General features: G+C 37.3%; 19 protein-coding genes and 1 pseudogene. 19 read left to right on the top strand and 1 reads right to left on the bottom strand.

Going from position 1 to position 13,316, the window contains the following annotated elements; genetic code table 11:
• Nucleotides 1-56 precede the first annotated feature (56 nt).
• The 4 genes from ArsFIN_RS05015 to ArsFIN_RS05000 all read left to right on the top strand — a co-directional run bounded on the left by ArsFIN_RS05015 (nt 57) and on the right by ArsFIN_RS05000 (nt 2,415).
• Complete coding sequence (locus ArsFIN_RS05015; RefSeq protein WP_135677501.1) at nt 57-824, top strand: serine/threonine-protein kinase; 768 nt, start codon at nt 57-59, stop codon at nt 822-824.
• Nucleotides 821-1,570, top strand: a complete 750-nt coding sequence (locus tag ArsFIN_RS05010; protein WP_135677500.1) for a PP2C family protein-serine/threonine phosphatase — start codon at nt 821-823, stop codon at nt 1,568-1,570. Before ArsFIN_RS05015 ends, ArsFIN_RS05010 begins: the two co-directional genes overlap by 4 nt.
• A gap of 276 nt (nt 1,571-1,846) precedes the next feature.
• The gene (locus ArsFIN_RS05005; protein WP_135677499.1) at nt 1,847-2,116 is read left to right on the top strand and encodes a hypothetical protein; all 270 of its coding nucleotides are present in this window, start codon (nt 1,847-1,849) and stop codon (nt 2,114-2,116) included.
• A gap of 38 nt (nt 2,117-2,154) precedes the next feature.
• Nucleotides 2,155-2,415 carry a hypothetical protein gene (locus ArsFIN_RS05000; protein WP_135677498.1) on the top strand — a complete coding sequence of 87 codons (261 nt, stop codon included), beginning with the start codon at nt 2,155-2,157 and terminating at the stop codon, nt 2,413-2,415.
• Nucleotides 2,416-2,431: 16 nt separating this feature from the next.
• On the opposite strand, the gene ArsFIN_RS04995 is transcribed toward ArsFIN_RS05000, so the two are convergent.
• Nucleotides 2,432-2,824 carry a CCDC90 family protein gene (locus tag ArsFIN_RS04995; RefSeq protein ID WP_135677497.1) on the bottom strand — a complete coding sequence of 131 codons (393 nt, stop codon included), beginning with the start codon at nt 2,822-2,824 and terminating at the stop codon, nt 2,432-2,434.
• A 101-nt stretch (nt 2,825-2,925) separates the two neighbouring features.
• Here ArsFIN_RS04995 and ArsFIN_RS27195 point away from each other — a divergent pair, with 101 nt between their 5' ends.
• The 15 genes and pseudogenes from ArsFIN_RS27195 to ArsFIN_RS04925 all read left to right on the top strand — a co-directional run bounded on the left by ArsFIN_RS27195 (nt 2,926) and on the right by ArsFIN_RS04925 (nt 13,013).
• Nucleotides 2,926-3,729 carry an antA/AntB antirepressor family protein gene (locus tag ArsFIN_RS27195; protein WP_246067245.1) on the top strand — a complete coding sequence of 268 codons (804 nt, stop codon included), beginning with the start codon at nt 2,926-2,928 and terminating at the stop codon, nt 3,727-3,729.
• Nucleotide 3,730: 1 nt separating this feature from the next.
• Nucleotides 3,731-4,051, top strand: a complete 321-nt coding sequence (locus ArsFIN_RS04980; RefSeq protein WP_135677496.1) for a hypothetical protein — start codon at nt 3,731-3,733, stop codon at nt 4,049-4,051.
• 197 nt (nt 4,052-4,248) lie between these two features.
• Nucleotides 4,249-4,398 (top strand): hypothetical protein, encoded by a 150-nt coding sequence (locus tag ArsFIN_RS26205; protein WP_167876658.1) that lies wholly within the window; start codon nt 4,249-4,251, stop codon nt 4,396-4,398.
• The gene (locus ArsFIN_RS04975) at nt 4,395-4,694 is read left to right on the top strand and encodes a hypothetical protein (protein WP_135677495.1); all 300 of its coding nucleotides are present in this window, start codon (nt 4,395-4,397) and stop codon (nt 4,692-4,694) included. The genes ArsFIN_RS26205 and ArsFIN_RS04975 overlap by 4 nt, the downstream gene beginning before the upstream one ends.
• Nucleotides 4,695-4,696: 2 nt before the next feature.
• A complete protein-coding gene (locus tag ArsFIN_RS04970; protein ID WP_026824142.1) occupies nt 4,697-5,335 on the top strand; it encodes an ERF family protein in 639 nt (212 codons plus the stop codon).
• Nucleotides 5,313-5,762 (top strand): single-stranded DNA-binding protein, encoded by a 450-nt coding sequence (locus ArsFIN_RS04965; RefSeq protein ID WP_026824143.1) that lies wholly within the window; start codon nt 5,313-5,315, stop codon nt 5,760-5,762. Before ArsFIN_RS04970 ends, ArsFIN_RS04965 begins: the two co-directional genes overlap by 23 nt.
• Nucleotides 5,763-5,779: 17 nt before the next feature.
• Entirely contained in the window at nt 5,780-5,956 is a 177-nt protein-coding gene (locus ArsFIN_RS26200) for a hypothetical protein (protein ID WP_167876657.1), read from the top strand.
• A gap of 75 nt (nt 5,957-6,031) precedes the next feature.
• Complete coding sequence (locus ArsFIN_RS04960; RefSeq protein WP_135677494.1) at nt 6,032-6,814, top strand: ORF6N domain-containing protein; 783 nt, start codon at nt 6,032-6,034, stop codon at nt 6,812-6,814.
• A gap of 178 nt (nt 6,815-6,992) precedes the next feature.
• The gene (locus tag ArsFIN_RS04955) at nt 6,993-7,235 is read left to right on the top strand and encodes a hypothetical protein (protein ID WP_135677493.1); all 243 of its coding nucleotides are present in this window, start codon (nt 6,993-6,995) and stop codon (nt 7,233-7,235) included.
• 8 nt (nt 7,236-7,243) lie between these two features.
• Nucleotides 7,244-7,855 carry an MT-A70 family methyltransferase gene (locus tag ArsFIN_RS04950; RefSeq protein ID WP_135677492.1) on the top strand — a complete coding sequence of 204 codons (612 nt, stop codon included), beginning with the start codon at nt 7,244-7,246 and terminating at the stop codon, nt 7,853-7,855.
• A 27-nt stretch (nt 7,856-7,882) separates the two neighbouring features.
• Nucleotides 7,883-8,107 (top strand): DUF4224 domain-containing protein, encoded by a 225-nt coding sequence (locus ArsFIN_RS04945; RefSeq protein ID WP_026824120.1) that lies wholly within the window; start codon nt 7,883-7,885, stop codon nt 8,105-8,107.
• Nucleotides 8,091-9,107 carry a tyrosine-type recombinase/integrase gene (locus tag ArsFIN_RS04940; RefSeq protein ID WP_026824121.1) on the top strand — a complete coding sequence of 339 codons (1,017 nt, stop codon included), beginning with the start codon at nt 8,091-8,093 and terminating at the stop codon, nt 9,105-9,107. Before ArsFIN_RS04945 ends, ArsFIN_RS04940 begins: the two co-directional genes overlap by 17 nt.
• 514 nt (nt 9,108-9,621) lie before the next feature.
• Nucleotides 9,622-10,662 (top strand): IS21 family transposase, encoded by a 1,041-nt coding sequence (gene istA, locus ArsFIN_RS04935; protein WP_135677491.1) that lies wholly within the window; start codon nt 9,622-9,624, stop codon nt 10,660-10,662.
• A complete protein-coding gene (gene istB, locus ArsFIN_RS04930; RefSeq protein WP_135677409.1) occupies nt 10,649-11,410 on the top strand; it encodes an IS21-like element helper ATPase IstB in 762 nt (253 codons plus the stop codon). Before istA ends, istB begins: the two co-directional genes overlap by 14 nt.
• A gap of 403 nt (nt 11,411-11,813) precedes the next feature.
• Nucleotides 11,814-13,013 (top strand): annotated as a pseudogene (locus ArsFIN_RS04925) (IS91 family transposase).
• Nucleotides 13,014-13,316: the final 303 nt, after the last annotated feature.

Genomic DNA, 13,316 nt, shown 5'->3' with positions numbered 1-13,316 from the left:
AGGTTACTCATTAATTTAATAGTAAATTATGTCCATACTTAAAAAAGGCTAAAAGTATGGAAAGAAAAGGGAACTATTTAATAGAACCAGTTGAAGAAATTGGGAATGGTACTTTTGGGAAAGTTGAATTAATAAAATTATTTAATTTGAATGGAAAATTAGCTGGGCAATATGCTAGAAAAACGTTATCCGTTCAAAAAGAATATGTTGGCTCAATATTTACTCATGATGAATTGAGAAGAAGATTTAAACGAGAAGTTTTTTATCAAGCTAATTGTAAACATTCTAATGTTGTCTATATATGCATGCATCACATGGAAATCAAAAATCCTTGGTTTATCATGGAACTTTCGCAAACAGACCTCAGAAAAGAACTCTCTGAAAATATATTAGATATAAATAAAAAAATGGAAATAACAAAAATGATCTTAAAGGGAGTCAATTATGTTCATCAGAAAGGTTATCTTCACAGAGATCTAAAACCCGCTAATATTCTAAAATTTAACAATGATGTTTATAAAGTATCAGATTTCGGCCTAATAAAAAACTCAAATAACGAATCTGAATCAGAGATATTAACAAAGATTCAGATTGCGTTAGGAACTGTAGAGTATATGTCACCTGAAGCGAAGAAGGGAGAATATAGTATACAGTCAGATATCTACGCACTTGGCGTTATAATGGAAGAAATGGATATTTTAGCGATTGACGGTGTTGATGACATTATACGTAAGAGTACTAATCTAAGATGTAAAGATAGGTACCAATCTGTTTCAGAAATGTTAGCTGCTTTAAACAACGTAATTGAAAGGAGGAATCAATGATCGAGCTGTTAAATTGTGGTCTCTTTTCTTATGGTAAAGACGATTTCAAGGAAAATCAGGATTCTATTTTACCTCCTTTAAAAATAGGGAATGGTTATATCTTTGCGATAGCTGATGGTGTCGGTTCATATAAAGGTGCTAAATTAGCTTCTCAAATAGCTATTAATAACCTATCAAAAATGGTTTTAGATCATGATATAGATATAGATTCTATATTCAGCACTATCAAAGATGAGATATTAAAAATATCAGATGAAAATCCTGATTTATATCATTCTGCAACAACCCTAACTTTTTGTTATGTTAACAACGATAATGTCCATATAGGTCATATTGGTGATACAAGAATTTATGTAAAAAATAAAAATAAACTAATCCAATTATCTAAAGACCATACCGTACATCAAAGTCTATTAGATGAAAAAATATATACAAAAAAAGAGTTAAAAAATATTAAAGGAAAAAATAAACTCACAACGGCTATATCAAGAATTGTTGAGCTTCAATACCAGAAGCTATGCTATCCAGTTTCTGAACTTATTGAAAATAATGGGCTTTTGAATTTGTACATCATGTCAGATGGTGCCCATCATTTTTGGGAAAAGCGCCCCAGATTCTCTATCGAAACACTAAAAAACCCTATACGCTTTGCTTCCAGCTTACAAAGAAGAATAAATAAAAATACTAGTATTGATGATTATTCTCTAATTGCAGTAACTTTCCTGCCCAAATCACAGCTCGCTTAATCACTTATCGTATATTACACAAAATAACCTCCCTATTTATAGTAAGGTTAAAATTAAATCAGGGTAATTAATAAACTTGCATTATTTTTAACCCATAATCAATTTAAGGATGTGTGAATGCGGCTCTGCGCTCGTGGGACAGTCAACACACTATAAATTATCTATTTATATAGCTAAATATAGTTTGATTGCGTTTACCCGTCCGTGATGACTGTAAGCGGACACCAAGAGGCACTTGGCATGCATCCTTAAACTTATTAATATTTAGGAGGAAGTATGAAATTTGAAGAATTAAGTGCGAAATCACAAGACAAAGCACGTGAAGTTTTAGCTAATCTGTTAGAAATTAATTACAAACGCGATTTATCATTAAACGAAGTTGATATTAATACTCTAAGCCACAAGATTAGAGACGCATTTGTAGCCTTAGAAAATAATAAGTTAATTCTTGGTCAATGTGCAAATATGAGTATTCGTGAAAAACAAAATCGCGATTTAACCAGTAACCCACCAGATTGTAGGGGTGCCATTGGAATTGGGTACTAACACAGCAATAAATAATTAGAATAAACAAAGGAGTACAAATGATGAGACTGGACAATCCACGCATTTTAACAGCAAAACACCCTAATATGGGTAATCTGGTTGGCGTAACTAATGGCAGTCGTGATTTGAGCGATTCAATATACTTAAGCAGTATTGATATTCGTGATGATGATGACAGAGAAATACGCACTTTCAAAGAAATTATCAGGTGCTTAACAAATGAAAATGATCGTCTTGAGAAAGAGAATCGTAGGCTGATGAAGATATATCGTGAAATTGGCGGGCTGTGCAGGATTTGAACCTGCAATCGAAGAATTAGAAGAATTTGAGTATTGCCGTTGCAGCACTAATAGTCACAACGATTACACCACCAAGTTTTAAAAGTAGTCCAGTAGCAATAGTTTCAACGTCTTTACGAATCAACGCTATCTGACCATCAGTTTTCTCGAAACGCACCGCCATATCTTTACGAACATCAGATATTTGAGCGTCTACTCTTTCGAAACGTAAATTCATCTCAGCAGATAAGTCTTTACGAACATCAGCAATATTGCGATTTACTTCAGCAATATCAGCTTTAGTCGCTACATCAACTGCTTCATGTGATTCACGTACAGCTAAAGAAATCGCTTTAGCCTGATTTTTTGGTAAACCAGCACTTTCAAGCGTTTCAACAAATTTTAATGTATCAAATGCAACCTGACCCATAGGAAATCCTCCTTTTTGGTAAGTATAACGGGTTTAGGGGTCAATCTGCAAAATCTTTCACGTTAACACCTTAATTCGTTTAATTACGGAGAAATATTTTTATGTCTAAATTACATCAACTGATTGCAATAGAAACTAAAAACATTAACGGCGAATTAATCCAAACAGTCAATGCTCGTGACTTACATCAATTTCTAGAAGTTGGCAAGGATTTTTCAAATTGGATTAAAGACCGTATTAAGCAGTACGGATTTGTAGAAAATATCGACTATATAGTTTTCGCCAATTCTGGCGAAAACCCCTTCGGAGGTCGTCCAGCGAAGGAATACCACATTTCCTTCGATATGGCGAAAGAGTTATCAATGGTTGAGCGTAATGAAAAAGGAAAACAGGCCAGACAGTATTTCATTGAATGCGAAAGACAGGCAAAAACGGCTACACATGTTATTCCACAAACACTTCCTGATGCACTACGGCTTGCTGCTGAAATGGCAGAGAAAGTTCAACACTTATCGTTAGTTAACAAGGAACAAAAAACCGAAATTGATTGTTTAAAAAACCTGTTTCAGGCTGGGATGACACCCGTTCAATTCTGCAAACAACTTAATGGCGTAAACATTAACCAGGTTAATTTATTTCTCGAATCGCGTCATTTTCTCTACGATGCAGAAAAGGATATCAGCAAGGCTCATGTCTGGCGTGTTCATTCCTATGCGAGAGACACGTATCTAACCGAATCCCCCTTCATCATGACAAACGATTACGGGCAACGTCAGTGTTACAAAATCGTTCTGCTAAAAAAGGGGGCTACATGGCTATATAACCAATACTTTAAAGGTAAGCTACCGATGAAGAAAGACTGGAATGGTGAATTCACCCACGACAAATATAGTCAGGTGGCCTAAGATGACGATGAATCAGGACGTTATTATTGCTCATATCATTGCGGCATCCAAAGATATTTTTGCTTGCGAAAAAGCCATCGTGACGCTGAAAGATATTTATCATTCTGCCATACGCCAATATTTACTCAAAAATGGTGACCCTAGAGCGCATTGTGGTTCACTTAGCCCAGAAAAACCAGAATACGAAGGCGTCATCGAGCATACAAAGCCCCACTATAGGGCGTTAATGAAGAAAAAGCGTGAACTCTATAACGCACATCGTCGACACCGCAGAGCAACACAGGCACTACTTAAATATCAATCAAAGAAATCGGACGAATAAAGACCGTATTCTACAAATTAATCACATCTGAATATCAATTAAGAGCCAAAAACATGAACCAGCTTAAGCAGCAGGAGCTTCGCTACGTCTTAAATAGTGACAGCTTCGCCAGAAAAGACACCATAAAAATTATCCCCACCGTGCTAATCATCGCGTTGGCAAGCCTCGTTTTACTGTTAGCAAGATAGGAATAACTCATGACTTTATTTGAATTAACTCAGTTGCTCAAGGTGCAAAGAAAAAGCAATGAGCTTAAGGAGCATAACAAATATGAACATCAACGTGAAGTGCTTGGACACCGAAACGTCCCTATCAGCTGGCAGGATTTTCGAGGAGATTTCACATGAAATTGCCGAGGCTGACCGATGAAAGAAGATGTCAATCAAAAGAAGACGCTATTGCCTATGCAATACAACAGATGGACGCAATCAGGCAAGGAAAAGAACCTTTATCGCCATCGATGAAAGAAAAACGTCAAGCAATGGAAATGTACGATAAAGAAGCAAAAGAGCTAGAAAAATTAATAAGTCAGTCATCGATAAATACTTACCAACCGATAGATACTAAAAATAAAGAATACAATCCTTTTATTGGTCAGGAACTAAGAGATGGACCATTAGGCGGAAAAATAAGGGGTGATTAACAATGAGTCAAGTTTATAAAGCCATTAGCGAGGTCGCTAAACATTTGTCTGAAATAGGAATAAAAAAGACAGGACAAAACACAACCCAGAATTTTCAATTTAGAAGTATTGATGCTGTTTATAACGCATTATCTCCGGCACTTGTTAAGCACGGATTGCTTATTTTACCCCGCATTATTGAACGCAATGTGACTGAGAGACAAACAAGAAATGGAGGAAGCTTATTTTATGTCACCGTTAAAGCCGAGTTTGATTTTATTGCCACTGAAGATGGCAGCAAGCATACCGTAACTACATTTGGAGAGGCAATGGATGCTGGAGACAAAGCGACCAACAAAGCCATGTCTATTGCTTATAAATATGCAGCATTTCAGGCGTTTTGTATTCCAACAGAAGAAACGGCTATTGACCCTGACGCTGAAACCCATCAGGTGGTTTATAAACAGGAAACATCGGCTGACGTCCTCACTGAATTTACAGGGAAAGCAACTTCATCAAAAACAGTTACTGAACTAAAAAAACACTTCAGTTTGGCATGGAAAACATTAGAGGGAACGATTGAACAGACTAAAGCTAAAGAAGTTTATGACATGCGTAAATCAGAATTGGAGGAATTAAATGGCAAACCAGAACCAGTGTAACTTTACCGGACGCATCGGCAAATTAGACATCCGCTATATTCCCAGTAACGATATTTTTATTCCATTTACCACATTTTCTCTAGCTATTAGTAAATCAAGGAAAGATAGTAACGGTCAATGGATTGATGACACAACATGGATAAATTGCAAGGCATTTAAGCAAATAGCCGAATATATTGAGAAGCATGCACAAAAAGGCACTTTTGTTCGTGTTACCACTGCCTATCAGGAAAATAAATGGACAGACAAGTCCGGTCAGCAAAGGATATCCCCCGAATTTCTGGTCAATGACGTTGAAATATTGGGCAACCGGAAGGAAAGAAAACCGCAGGAAAGTCAAGGTAGACCGAATCTATCAACCGCTAACCAGCCAAACAGTAACGCTATTCATCAAGCTGATTTTGAAGATGAAGATATCCCCTTTTAGACGCAGGAGAACTCACCATGTGGATTTTAATTTTAGCCATGTACGCCAGCCCTTATGCCTCGAGTAACTTTGCAAGTGTTCATACTCAGGAATTTGACACTGAGAACATGTGCCAATTCGCCGCTAAAGCATTCAAGAAGGAATTTGAAACTTTCAAAGATATAGATGCCAAAGCGATTTGCGTTAAGAAGTAATTACCCCACCTTACCTATTCCACTGAGTCAACATCTATATTCATTCATCAATTTTAACTATTGAGGAATTGCTATATGCAAAATTTAATTACTATCGATTCAAATCAATTACCCGTTATTGAGTGGCAAAATGTTCGAGTGGTAACTACTGAAACCCTTGCTAAGGGGTATGCTATATCAGAAGCAGGAATTAGAAAAAATCTGTCACGTAATCGAAATAGGTTTATAGAAGGAGTTCATGTATTTAAGCTGGAAGGTAAGGAATTACATGAATTTAGAAACCGCGTGACTATTAACGACTCGGTTAATAAACATACAACATCGTTGACATTATGGACAGAGAAAGGCGCAGCTCGTATGTCAAAAATTGTTGATACTGACGAAGCGTGGGCTTTCTTTGAAAAAATGGAAAACGCCTATTTCCGTCCTATCCAATACCAAAAAACATTACCTGGAAATTATATTCAAGCATTGGAAGCGCTAGTTGAGTCAGAAAAAGAAAAACTGGTTATTTCAGATGAACGTGATAAAGCAATTAGGACAAAATCACAAATCAGCCGCACTCGTGAAGCTTCTGCAATGGGTAAACTCAGCGTTGCTACCCGTAAAAATCGGGAACTGACAGAACGATTGGGAGAAAGTGTTAAACATGCCACCATCACAGCTGTAAAGAATGCCACAGGGAAAGAATACAAATTTGCCCCACTTCGCAGATGGTGCCGTGAGAACCAGATGGAAGCAACCGAAGTGCCTGATATTCGTTATGGTCAGGTTAAGTCATGGCCTGCTGAATCATGGCTACAGGTATACGGTATCAATCTGAAATCGTTATTTGCTAATAGCCAACGTATTCACTAGAGATTGACCACTATTTGGTATTTCTGCATCACTCAAAAAAAGACCAGCGCAAGGCTGGCAATACTAGGGAAATGTTGTGGTTACGAACACACAACGGTATGAATATATCATAATTAACTGAAGTTGATCAAATTTTGATCAGAATGGTAATCATTTGATTGGTAATGGGAGTAACTGTATGAATAACATCCATGAATACCGAACAACGTTACACCATGTCAAAGCAGGGATGCAGGTTATTTATCATGGTGAAAGGATGAAAATAATTAGATTGAAGGAGAAAAAATTAACAAACAAAGGATTGATATATCAATTTGATACCGATGGAGAAAACGGAACATTAACCGGAAATGGCGGTAATAAAATCACTATCTTAGAAAAAATAGACGACTTGCATAAAAGTAAAAGCTGGTATGTTTAGGAGATGACGTGAAGTATGACCTAATACTCGCAGATCCACCCTGGCAATACCAAAACAAAGCATCAAACGGCGCAGCACACAATCACTACAACACCACTGACTTTTACTCCCTCACTCGATTACCTATAGAAACCATCGTTAATGATAACTCCGTACTCTGCATGTGGTACACGGGGAACTTTGCGCTGGAAGCTATCCGGTTAGCGGAAGCATGGGGATTTAAAGTCAAAACCATGAAGGGATTTACCTGGGTCAAGCTCAATAAGTTAGCCAAAGAGCGGATATCCAAAGCTATCAAAAAAGCTGCGCTATCTGATGCTAATGACTTTCTGGCATTACTCAATGCTGAAACACGCATGAATGGCGGTAATTACACCCGCAGTAATTCAGAAGATTGTTTAATTGCCATCAAGGGAAAAGGACTAGAACGCAAGGACGCTTCCATCAAACAAGTTATCTACGCCTGTCTCGGTGAACATAGCCAAAAACCAAAAGAAGTCCATTACCGATTAGAGAAACTTTACGGTGAGGTGAAACGTATCGAACTTTTTGCTCGTGACAAAGTGCAGGGCTGGGATCTATGGGGCAATGAAGCGCCTGAGAATAGTGTGAGTTTTTGAATTAGTTCATTAAAAGGAAGAATCAAAATGCAGTCAATATATTTATCTGATGATGAGCTTTCTGCACTTACAGGTTACAAACAGAAGAAATCTCAAATTAAATGGTTAGAACAAAATAAATTACCTCATCTAGTAAACAAATTAGGCAAACCTATTGTTTTCAAAGAAATATTATTTACTAAACAAAGAGTTATTTTTGAATCAGAAGTTGAACCAGATTTTGGAGCTTTGATCAATGGCCAGAAAACGTAAAAATAAAGAAGATAACAAATTGCCAAGCAGAGTGTCTAAAAGCAAAAGTTCTTATTATCTAAAAACAAAAGATAATAAAACTATTATTCTTGGTTCTTTATCAATGTCAATGGCTGAATTATGGTCTGTTTATGAAAATAAGATTCATAATATAAAAAAATTGTTATCATTTAAAGAATTATGGAGTATGTATTTAAATAGTCCTCATTTTTCTGAACTTTCAATTAGATCTCAAAAAGACAAACATCAAGGAGGAAAAAATATTTTAAAAGTTTTTGGAAATATTCATGTCAATAATATTAAACCTGAACATATTAGAAAATATATGGATATTAGAGGAACACAGAGTAAAACACAGGCAAATCATGAATTATCCTACATGTCTGTCACCTTTAGTTGGGGTTATGAAAGAGGTTACTGTAAAAATAACCCCTGTTTAGGAATAAAAAAGTTTTCATTAAAAAATAGGGATAAATATATTACTGATGAAGAATATAATGTTACATATGACTCTGCATCACAAATTGTCAAAATTGCCATGGAAATTTCATATCTTTGTGCATCTAGAATTGGAGACATTCTTGAATTAAAACATAATCAAATATTGGAAGAAGGAATATATATAAGACAAGGAAAAACAGGGGTGAAACAAATAAAGCAATGGACACCAAGACTAAAAGAAACTATTGATTATGCCATTAATTTATTTCCACCCCAAAATATAGAGTCTTATGTTATTAGAAACTCAAATGGAACTAAATTTACGAAATCTGGATTTGATAATCATTGGCGTGAAGCGAAATCAAAAGCAACTAAAACTTTAGGAAGAAATCTTGACTTTACATTTCACGATATAAAAGCGAAAGGGATATCAGATTTTGATGGTAGTTCAAAAGATAAGCAACTATTTAGCGGTCATAAAACTGAATCTCAAGTACAAATTTATGATAGAAAAGTAAAAATAACACCCACACTTGACCTTCCTAAATTGAAAAAATGAAAGAATATACAAAAATAAAAAGAATTAACCCATTAAAAAATCAGTAATTTTTAACACAAAAATATACTGTATATTCTTTCAATACGTTTTAACTAATTGATTTGAATTATTTTTTGTTCGGATTCTGATTCCGGCATTCCCAGGTTCGAATCCTGGTACCCCAGCCATTGTTTTCAGTAAATTATACAAATCAAAAATACCTAGTAAAATTCAAAAACAATAAGCGAGATGCAAAAAATAATTTTTTATTAATAAAAATTTTACTAGCATAACTTCTAAAGGCTTAGTTAAACATCACTAGGGTAAAAAATCTCCAGAATAGGAGTTCTAAGAAGTTTGGCTTAAAAATTACTTGTTAATTTATTTAAACAATTACTTATCATCGCAAAATCACTATCAATTACTTTTTATTATTTATTGTGATAGTGTCACCGATCATGCAAAACTGATCCACTAACGATCATCTAAAACTGATCCACTTGGTATTATTCGCACATTTTTGTACGGATAATTTATGTTAACCAAGGAGATATTTGTGGATATTCATGTTCGCTTTGCACAAGGACAAAGCCTTCGAAAAATTGCCAGTGAGTTGGGTATATCCCGTAACACCGTAAAACATCATTTACAACAACAGACAATGCCAACTTATGCTAAAAGAAGTCAACAACCGACTAAATTATCCCCCTTTAAACCTTATTTGCTTCAGCGAATTGAACTGGCTAAACCTGATTGGATCCCTGCAACAGTCTTATTTGATGAGGTAGTTGAAAACGGCTATCAAGGTGGTATTGCTCAATTACGCCGATTTGTTTGTCAATTTAAACCAAGCATTGTTCCCGAAGTAGTCGTCCGTTTTGAAACACAGCCAGGTCAACAAATGCAAATCGACTTCACCAGCATCCGGCGAGGTAAAAAATCGCTGAAAGCGTTTGTTGCAACGCTAGGCTATTCGCGTGCGAGTTATGTAAAGTTCTTTGATAATGAACGAGCAGAATCGTGGCAGCAAGGTTTAAGAGAAGCTTTCGACTACTTTGGTGGTGTACCACAGGAAGTATTGTGTGATAACGCAAAATCCCTCATCATCGAACGGGATGCTTATGCAGAAGGTGAGCATAAATTACATGTCGAAATGCTTCAAATGTCGAAAGATTACGGGTTTAAATTGAAGGCTTGCAAGCCCTACAGGGCAAAAACGAAAGGGAAAGTAGAGCGCTTTAACCACTATTTAAAAAACAGCTTTATCGTGCCATTAAACACCGACCTTCGTGCTCATAATCTTGAACTGGATATTGAAATAGCTAATGCAAAAGTGGGTCCATGGTTACAACGCGTTGCCCATCAGCGAATTCATGGAACAACGTTAGAGAAGCCAGCAGATAGATTAGCTAAGGAAGTGAAGTCTCTTCTAGCCTTACCAGCAAGGGTTTGCCAATCTATCCCACAGACTAATACGCTTAATATCCCTATCGTACCGCCCCTTGAATCTGTCAGTTTGCAACACTCAATCAGCGTATACGAAGCATTACTGGGAGGTGAACATGTTATTGCATGAACAAATTGAACACCTGTGTGAGTCATTGAAATTAAATTCTATTCCGACTCATTGGTCATCACTTGCCGAAAAATGCATTGCCCAAGACAAAAGCTACGGAGAGTTTTTACTGTCCCTGTTAAAATGTGAGCAACAACAACGAGATGAACGAACTCGTAATCTTTTGAGTCGGATGGCAGGATTCCCAGCACATAAAGAACTTAATACGTTCGATTTTAAGTTTGCAACGGGGATCCCCAAACAACACATACAGGAATTAAGCGCATTAACGTTTATTGAACGTAATGAAAATGTCGTGTTGCTTGGCCCAAGCGGTGTAGGCAAAACGCATTTAGCTATTGGGTTAGGATTAAAAGCAGTACAGGCCAAGAAGAAAACCCGCTTTACCACGGCAGCTGAACTGATGTTGCAACTCTCAACTGCCAAACGACAAAATAAGCTCAAACAATATCTATCACGTTCGGTGATGGCCCCGAAGTTGTTGATTATCGATGAGATTGGATACCTGCCGTTTGGGCGAGAAGAAGCAAACCTGTTTTTCAATGTGATTGCCAAGCGTTATGAGCATGGCAGTGTCATATTGACGAGTAACCTATCATTTGGGCAATGGCCAAGTGCTTTTGCTGATGACGCAACATTAACTGCCGCTATGCTTGATCGTTTACTTCATCATTCGCATGTACTGCAATTAAGCGGTGAAAGCTACCGATTGAAAGATAAGCGGCGCTCAGGAGCAATAACTGAGTAAAACAGTGGATCAATTTTGATTGATCGGATTTAGATAAAAAGTGGATCAGTTTTCGGTGATCGTTGACAATAGCCCCTTAGGCCGGCAAAAGCTTAGTATGTAGCGTTATAAATAGTTAGAGAAAAGAAGATAGATAATATTGAGACAATATGAGAATAACAATAGATGGTCGATGCAAAATTAACTACGCCGCTGAAAAACAGCGGCGATTTACTTCAAACGCATAAATAAATATCAAAATATAGCTATTAAGATCACTTTAATATGATAGAAATAGACAAAAACATATGCCAAGTTGGACTGCCAACACCAGTAAGAACATAAGCACGCCTTTGGCGTGAGCATCGCGGCAAAGGCGCTCTATTTCTAGGCAATTCCCTTCTCGTCTTTTATACTCTGCTCTATGTACATCCCCAGACCTGCAAAACTGCTATTTCAATACGATGACGGATGGAACCTTTTCATCGAAAATAATCACGTGGATGAATGGCAACTACTCTCTGTCGAAAAGATGCTCGCCTGCAGCACCTGCGCTATGGGCGTTCGCCGTTATTGCTGTTCTTCACCTGAATGCTCTCATTCACGCTTCTTTTGTCAAACCTGTAAATCCAAAGCCTGCAGTGCGTGTGGCCTCAAAGGCACCGAACAGTGGATTGCCCAGCAGCGCCATATTTTGCCGGATTGCGAATGGCAACATATTACCCTCACTATGCCTCACCTACTTTGGCCTTTTTTTAACAATAACTGGTACTTGCTCAACCAACTCTTTCGCTGTGCAACCCGCGCCATGCTCAAACACGCCAAGCGCCAAGGCCTCGAAATTGGCATTTTTTGTGCGCTGCATACTTACGGTCGCCAACTCAATCAACATCCGCATATTCATTTATCCGTCACGCGTGGGGGACTCACTCAATATGACACCTGGAAACCGATTTTCTTTAAAAAGAAAGACGTTGAAAAGGTCTGGCGCAGTGCGGTCATTCGACTCCTTAGGGATAACTATTTTCAGTTACAACCCAATAAATTGCCTGGCTTCGGGCACATTCGCAATTATCAGACCTGGTGCCGTTACCTCAATGCCCAGTTTCAACGTTATTGGAAAGTACATTTTGCCAAAAAGACACGCGGGGCCTAGCATAATGTGAAATATCTGGGCCGTTATCTTAAACGTCCCCCTATCTCCGCTTCTCAATTGAAACACTACAGCGGCGGCACCGTGGTTCATCATTACTATGACCACCACAGCCAACAATACAGACGACAGACCTTATCCCAAGAAGAAATGATACGGCGTTATGTCAGTCATATCCCTGCGCGACATTTTAAGATGATCCGTTATTACGGTTTTTTAGCCAATCGCAAACGCGGGTGCTTATTACCGAAGGTGTATGAGGCGTTAGACATGATATCTCCTAATGTGCCTGAAAAACCTGGGTTTGGGGCCCTTATCAAAGGTTTTTTAAATACTGACCCGTACCAATGTATTTTATGTGGAAACCGATTGCGGTTTATGAGTGCGGAAAAAGGAATACACGCCGTCACTTTACTGTCAGAAAGGCGGGATAAAATGGTCAAAAAACGATGGTTACAAACCGCAGCCTAGGAGCAGTGTGCCTATTATTAGGCTTTTAGATGATAATTTAACCGAATTACTGTTCTCATGGTTAATCAACGAGAAAACTGTCAGAATTTAATAGAAATATTGAGTTCAAAACACCTCCATTAATGCCTTACTGTATTGATTGAGATTCCTAACCATGGACGATAAACTTTATGAATAAAAACAAACAACTATCTAACAGTATAACACGTGAATTATAAATGAATAACAAAAATGATGGTTTTTGGATCCATCTCACAATTTAATTAATTTTGACACTCTTCTCTATCTAAAGAACAAGGTGTC

This window comes from Arsenophonus nasoniae (genome assembly GCF_004768525.1).
In the GTDB taxonomy this organism is placed as follows: domain Bacteria; phylum Pseudomonadota; class Gammaproteobacteria; order Enterobacterales; family Enterobacteriaceae; genus Arsenophonus; species Arsenophonus nasoniae.
This window is presented reverse-complemented; position numbering and strand designations above follow the sequence as displayed.

What these genes read in the sequence shown, in the direction of transcription:
- ArsFIN_RS04975 (WP_135677495.1), top strand. Translation starts at nt 4,395, where the DNA reads ATGAAATTGCCGAGGCTGACCGATGAAAGAAGATGTCAATCAAAAGAA.
- ArsFIN_RS26205 (WP_167876658.1), top strand. Translation starts at nt 4,249, where the DNA reads ATGACTTTATTTGAATTAACTCAGTTGCTCAAGGTGCAAAGAAAAAGC.
- ArsFIN_RS04980 (WP_135677496.1), top strand. Translation starts at nt 3,731, where the DNA reads ATGACGATGAATCAGGACGTTATTATTGCTCATATCATTGCGGCATCC.
- ArsFIN_RS04965 (WP_026824143.1), top strand. Translation starts at nt 5,313, where the DNA reads ATGGCAAACCAGAACCAGTGTAACTTTACCGGACGCATCGGCAAATTA.
- ArsFIN_RS05010 (WP_135677500.1), top strand. Translation starts at nt 821, where the DNA reads ATGATCGAGCTGTTAAATTGTGGTCTCTTTTCTTATGGTAAAGACGAT.
- ArsFIN_RS05005 (WP_135677499.1), top strand. Translation starts at nt 1,847, where the DNA reads ATGAAATTTGAAGAATTAAGTGCGAAATCACAAGACAAAGCACGTGAA.
- istB (WP_135677409.1), top strand. Translation starts at nt 10,649, where the DNA reads ATGTTATTGCATGAACAAATTGAACACCTGTGTGAGTCATTGAAATTA.
- istA (WP_135677491.1), top strand. Translation starts at nt 9,622, where the DNA reads ATGTTAACCAAGGAGATATTTGTGGATATTCATGTTCGCTTTGCACAA.
- ArsFIN_RS04945 (WP_026824120.1), top strand. Translation starts at nt 7,883, where the DNA reads ATGCAGTCAATATATTTATCTGATGATGAGCTTTCTGCACTTACAGGT.
- ArsFIN_RS05015 (WP_135677501.1), top strand. Translation starts at nt 57, where the DNA reads ATGGAAAGAAAAGGGAACTATTTAATAGAACCAGTTGAAGAAATTGGG.
- ArsFIN_RS04960 (WP_135677494.1), top strand. Translation starts at nt 6,032, where the DNA reads ATGCAAAATTTAATTACTATCGATTCAAATCAATTACCCGTTATTGAG.
- ArsFIN_RS04940 (WP_026824121.1), top strand. Translation starts at nt 8,091, where the DNA reads ATGGCCAGAAAACGTAAAAATAAAGAAGATAACAAATTGCCAAGCAGA.
- ArsFIN_RS27195 (WP_246067245.1), top strand. Translation starts at nt 2,926, where the DNA reads ATGTCTAAATTACATCAACTGATTGCAATAGAAACTAAAAACATTAAC.
- ArsFIN_RS04970 (WP_026824142.1), top strand. Translation starts at nt 4,697, where the DNA reads ATGAGTCAAGTTTATAAAGCCATTAGCGAGGTCGCTAAACATTTGTCT.
- ArsFIN_RS04955 (WP_135677493.1), top strand. Translation starts at nt 6,993, where the DNA reads ATGAATAACATCCATGAATACCGAACAACGTTACACCATGTCAAAGCA.
- ArsFIN_RS26200 (WP_167876657.1), top strand. Translation starts at nt 5,780, where the DNA reads ATGTGGATTTTAATTTTAGCCATGTACGCCAGCCCTTATGCCTCGAGT.
- ArsFIN_RS05000 (WP_135677498.1), top strand. Translation starts at nt 2,155, where the DNA reads ATGATGAGACTGGACAATCCACGCATTTTAACAGCAAAACACCCTAAT.
- ArsFIN_RS04995 (WP_135677497.1), bottom strand. Translation starts at nt 2,824, where the DNA reads ATGGGTCAGGTTGCATTTGATACATTAAAATTTGTTGAAACGCTTGAA.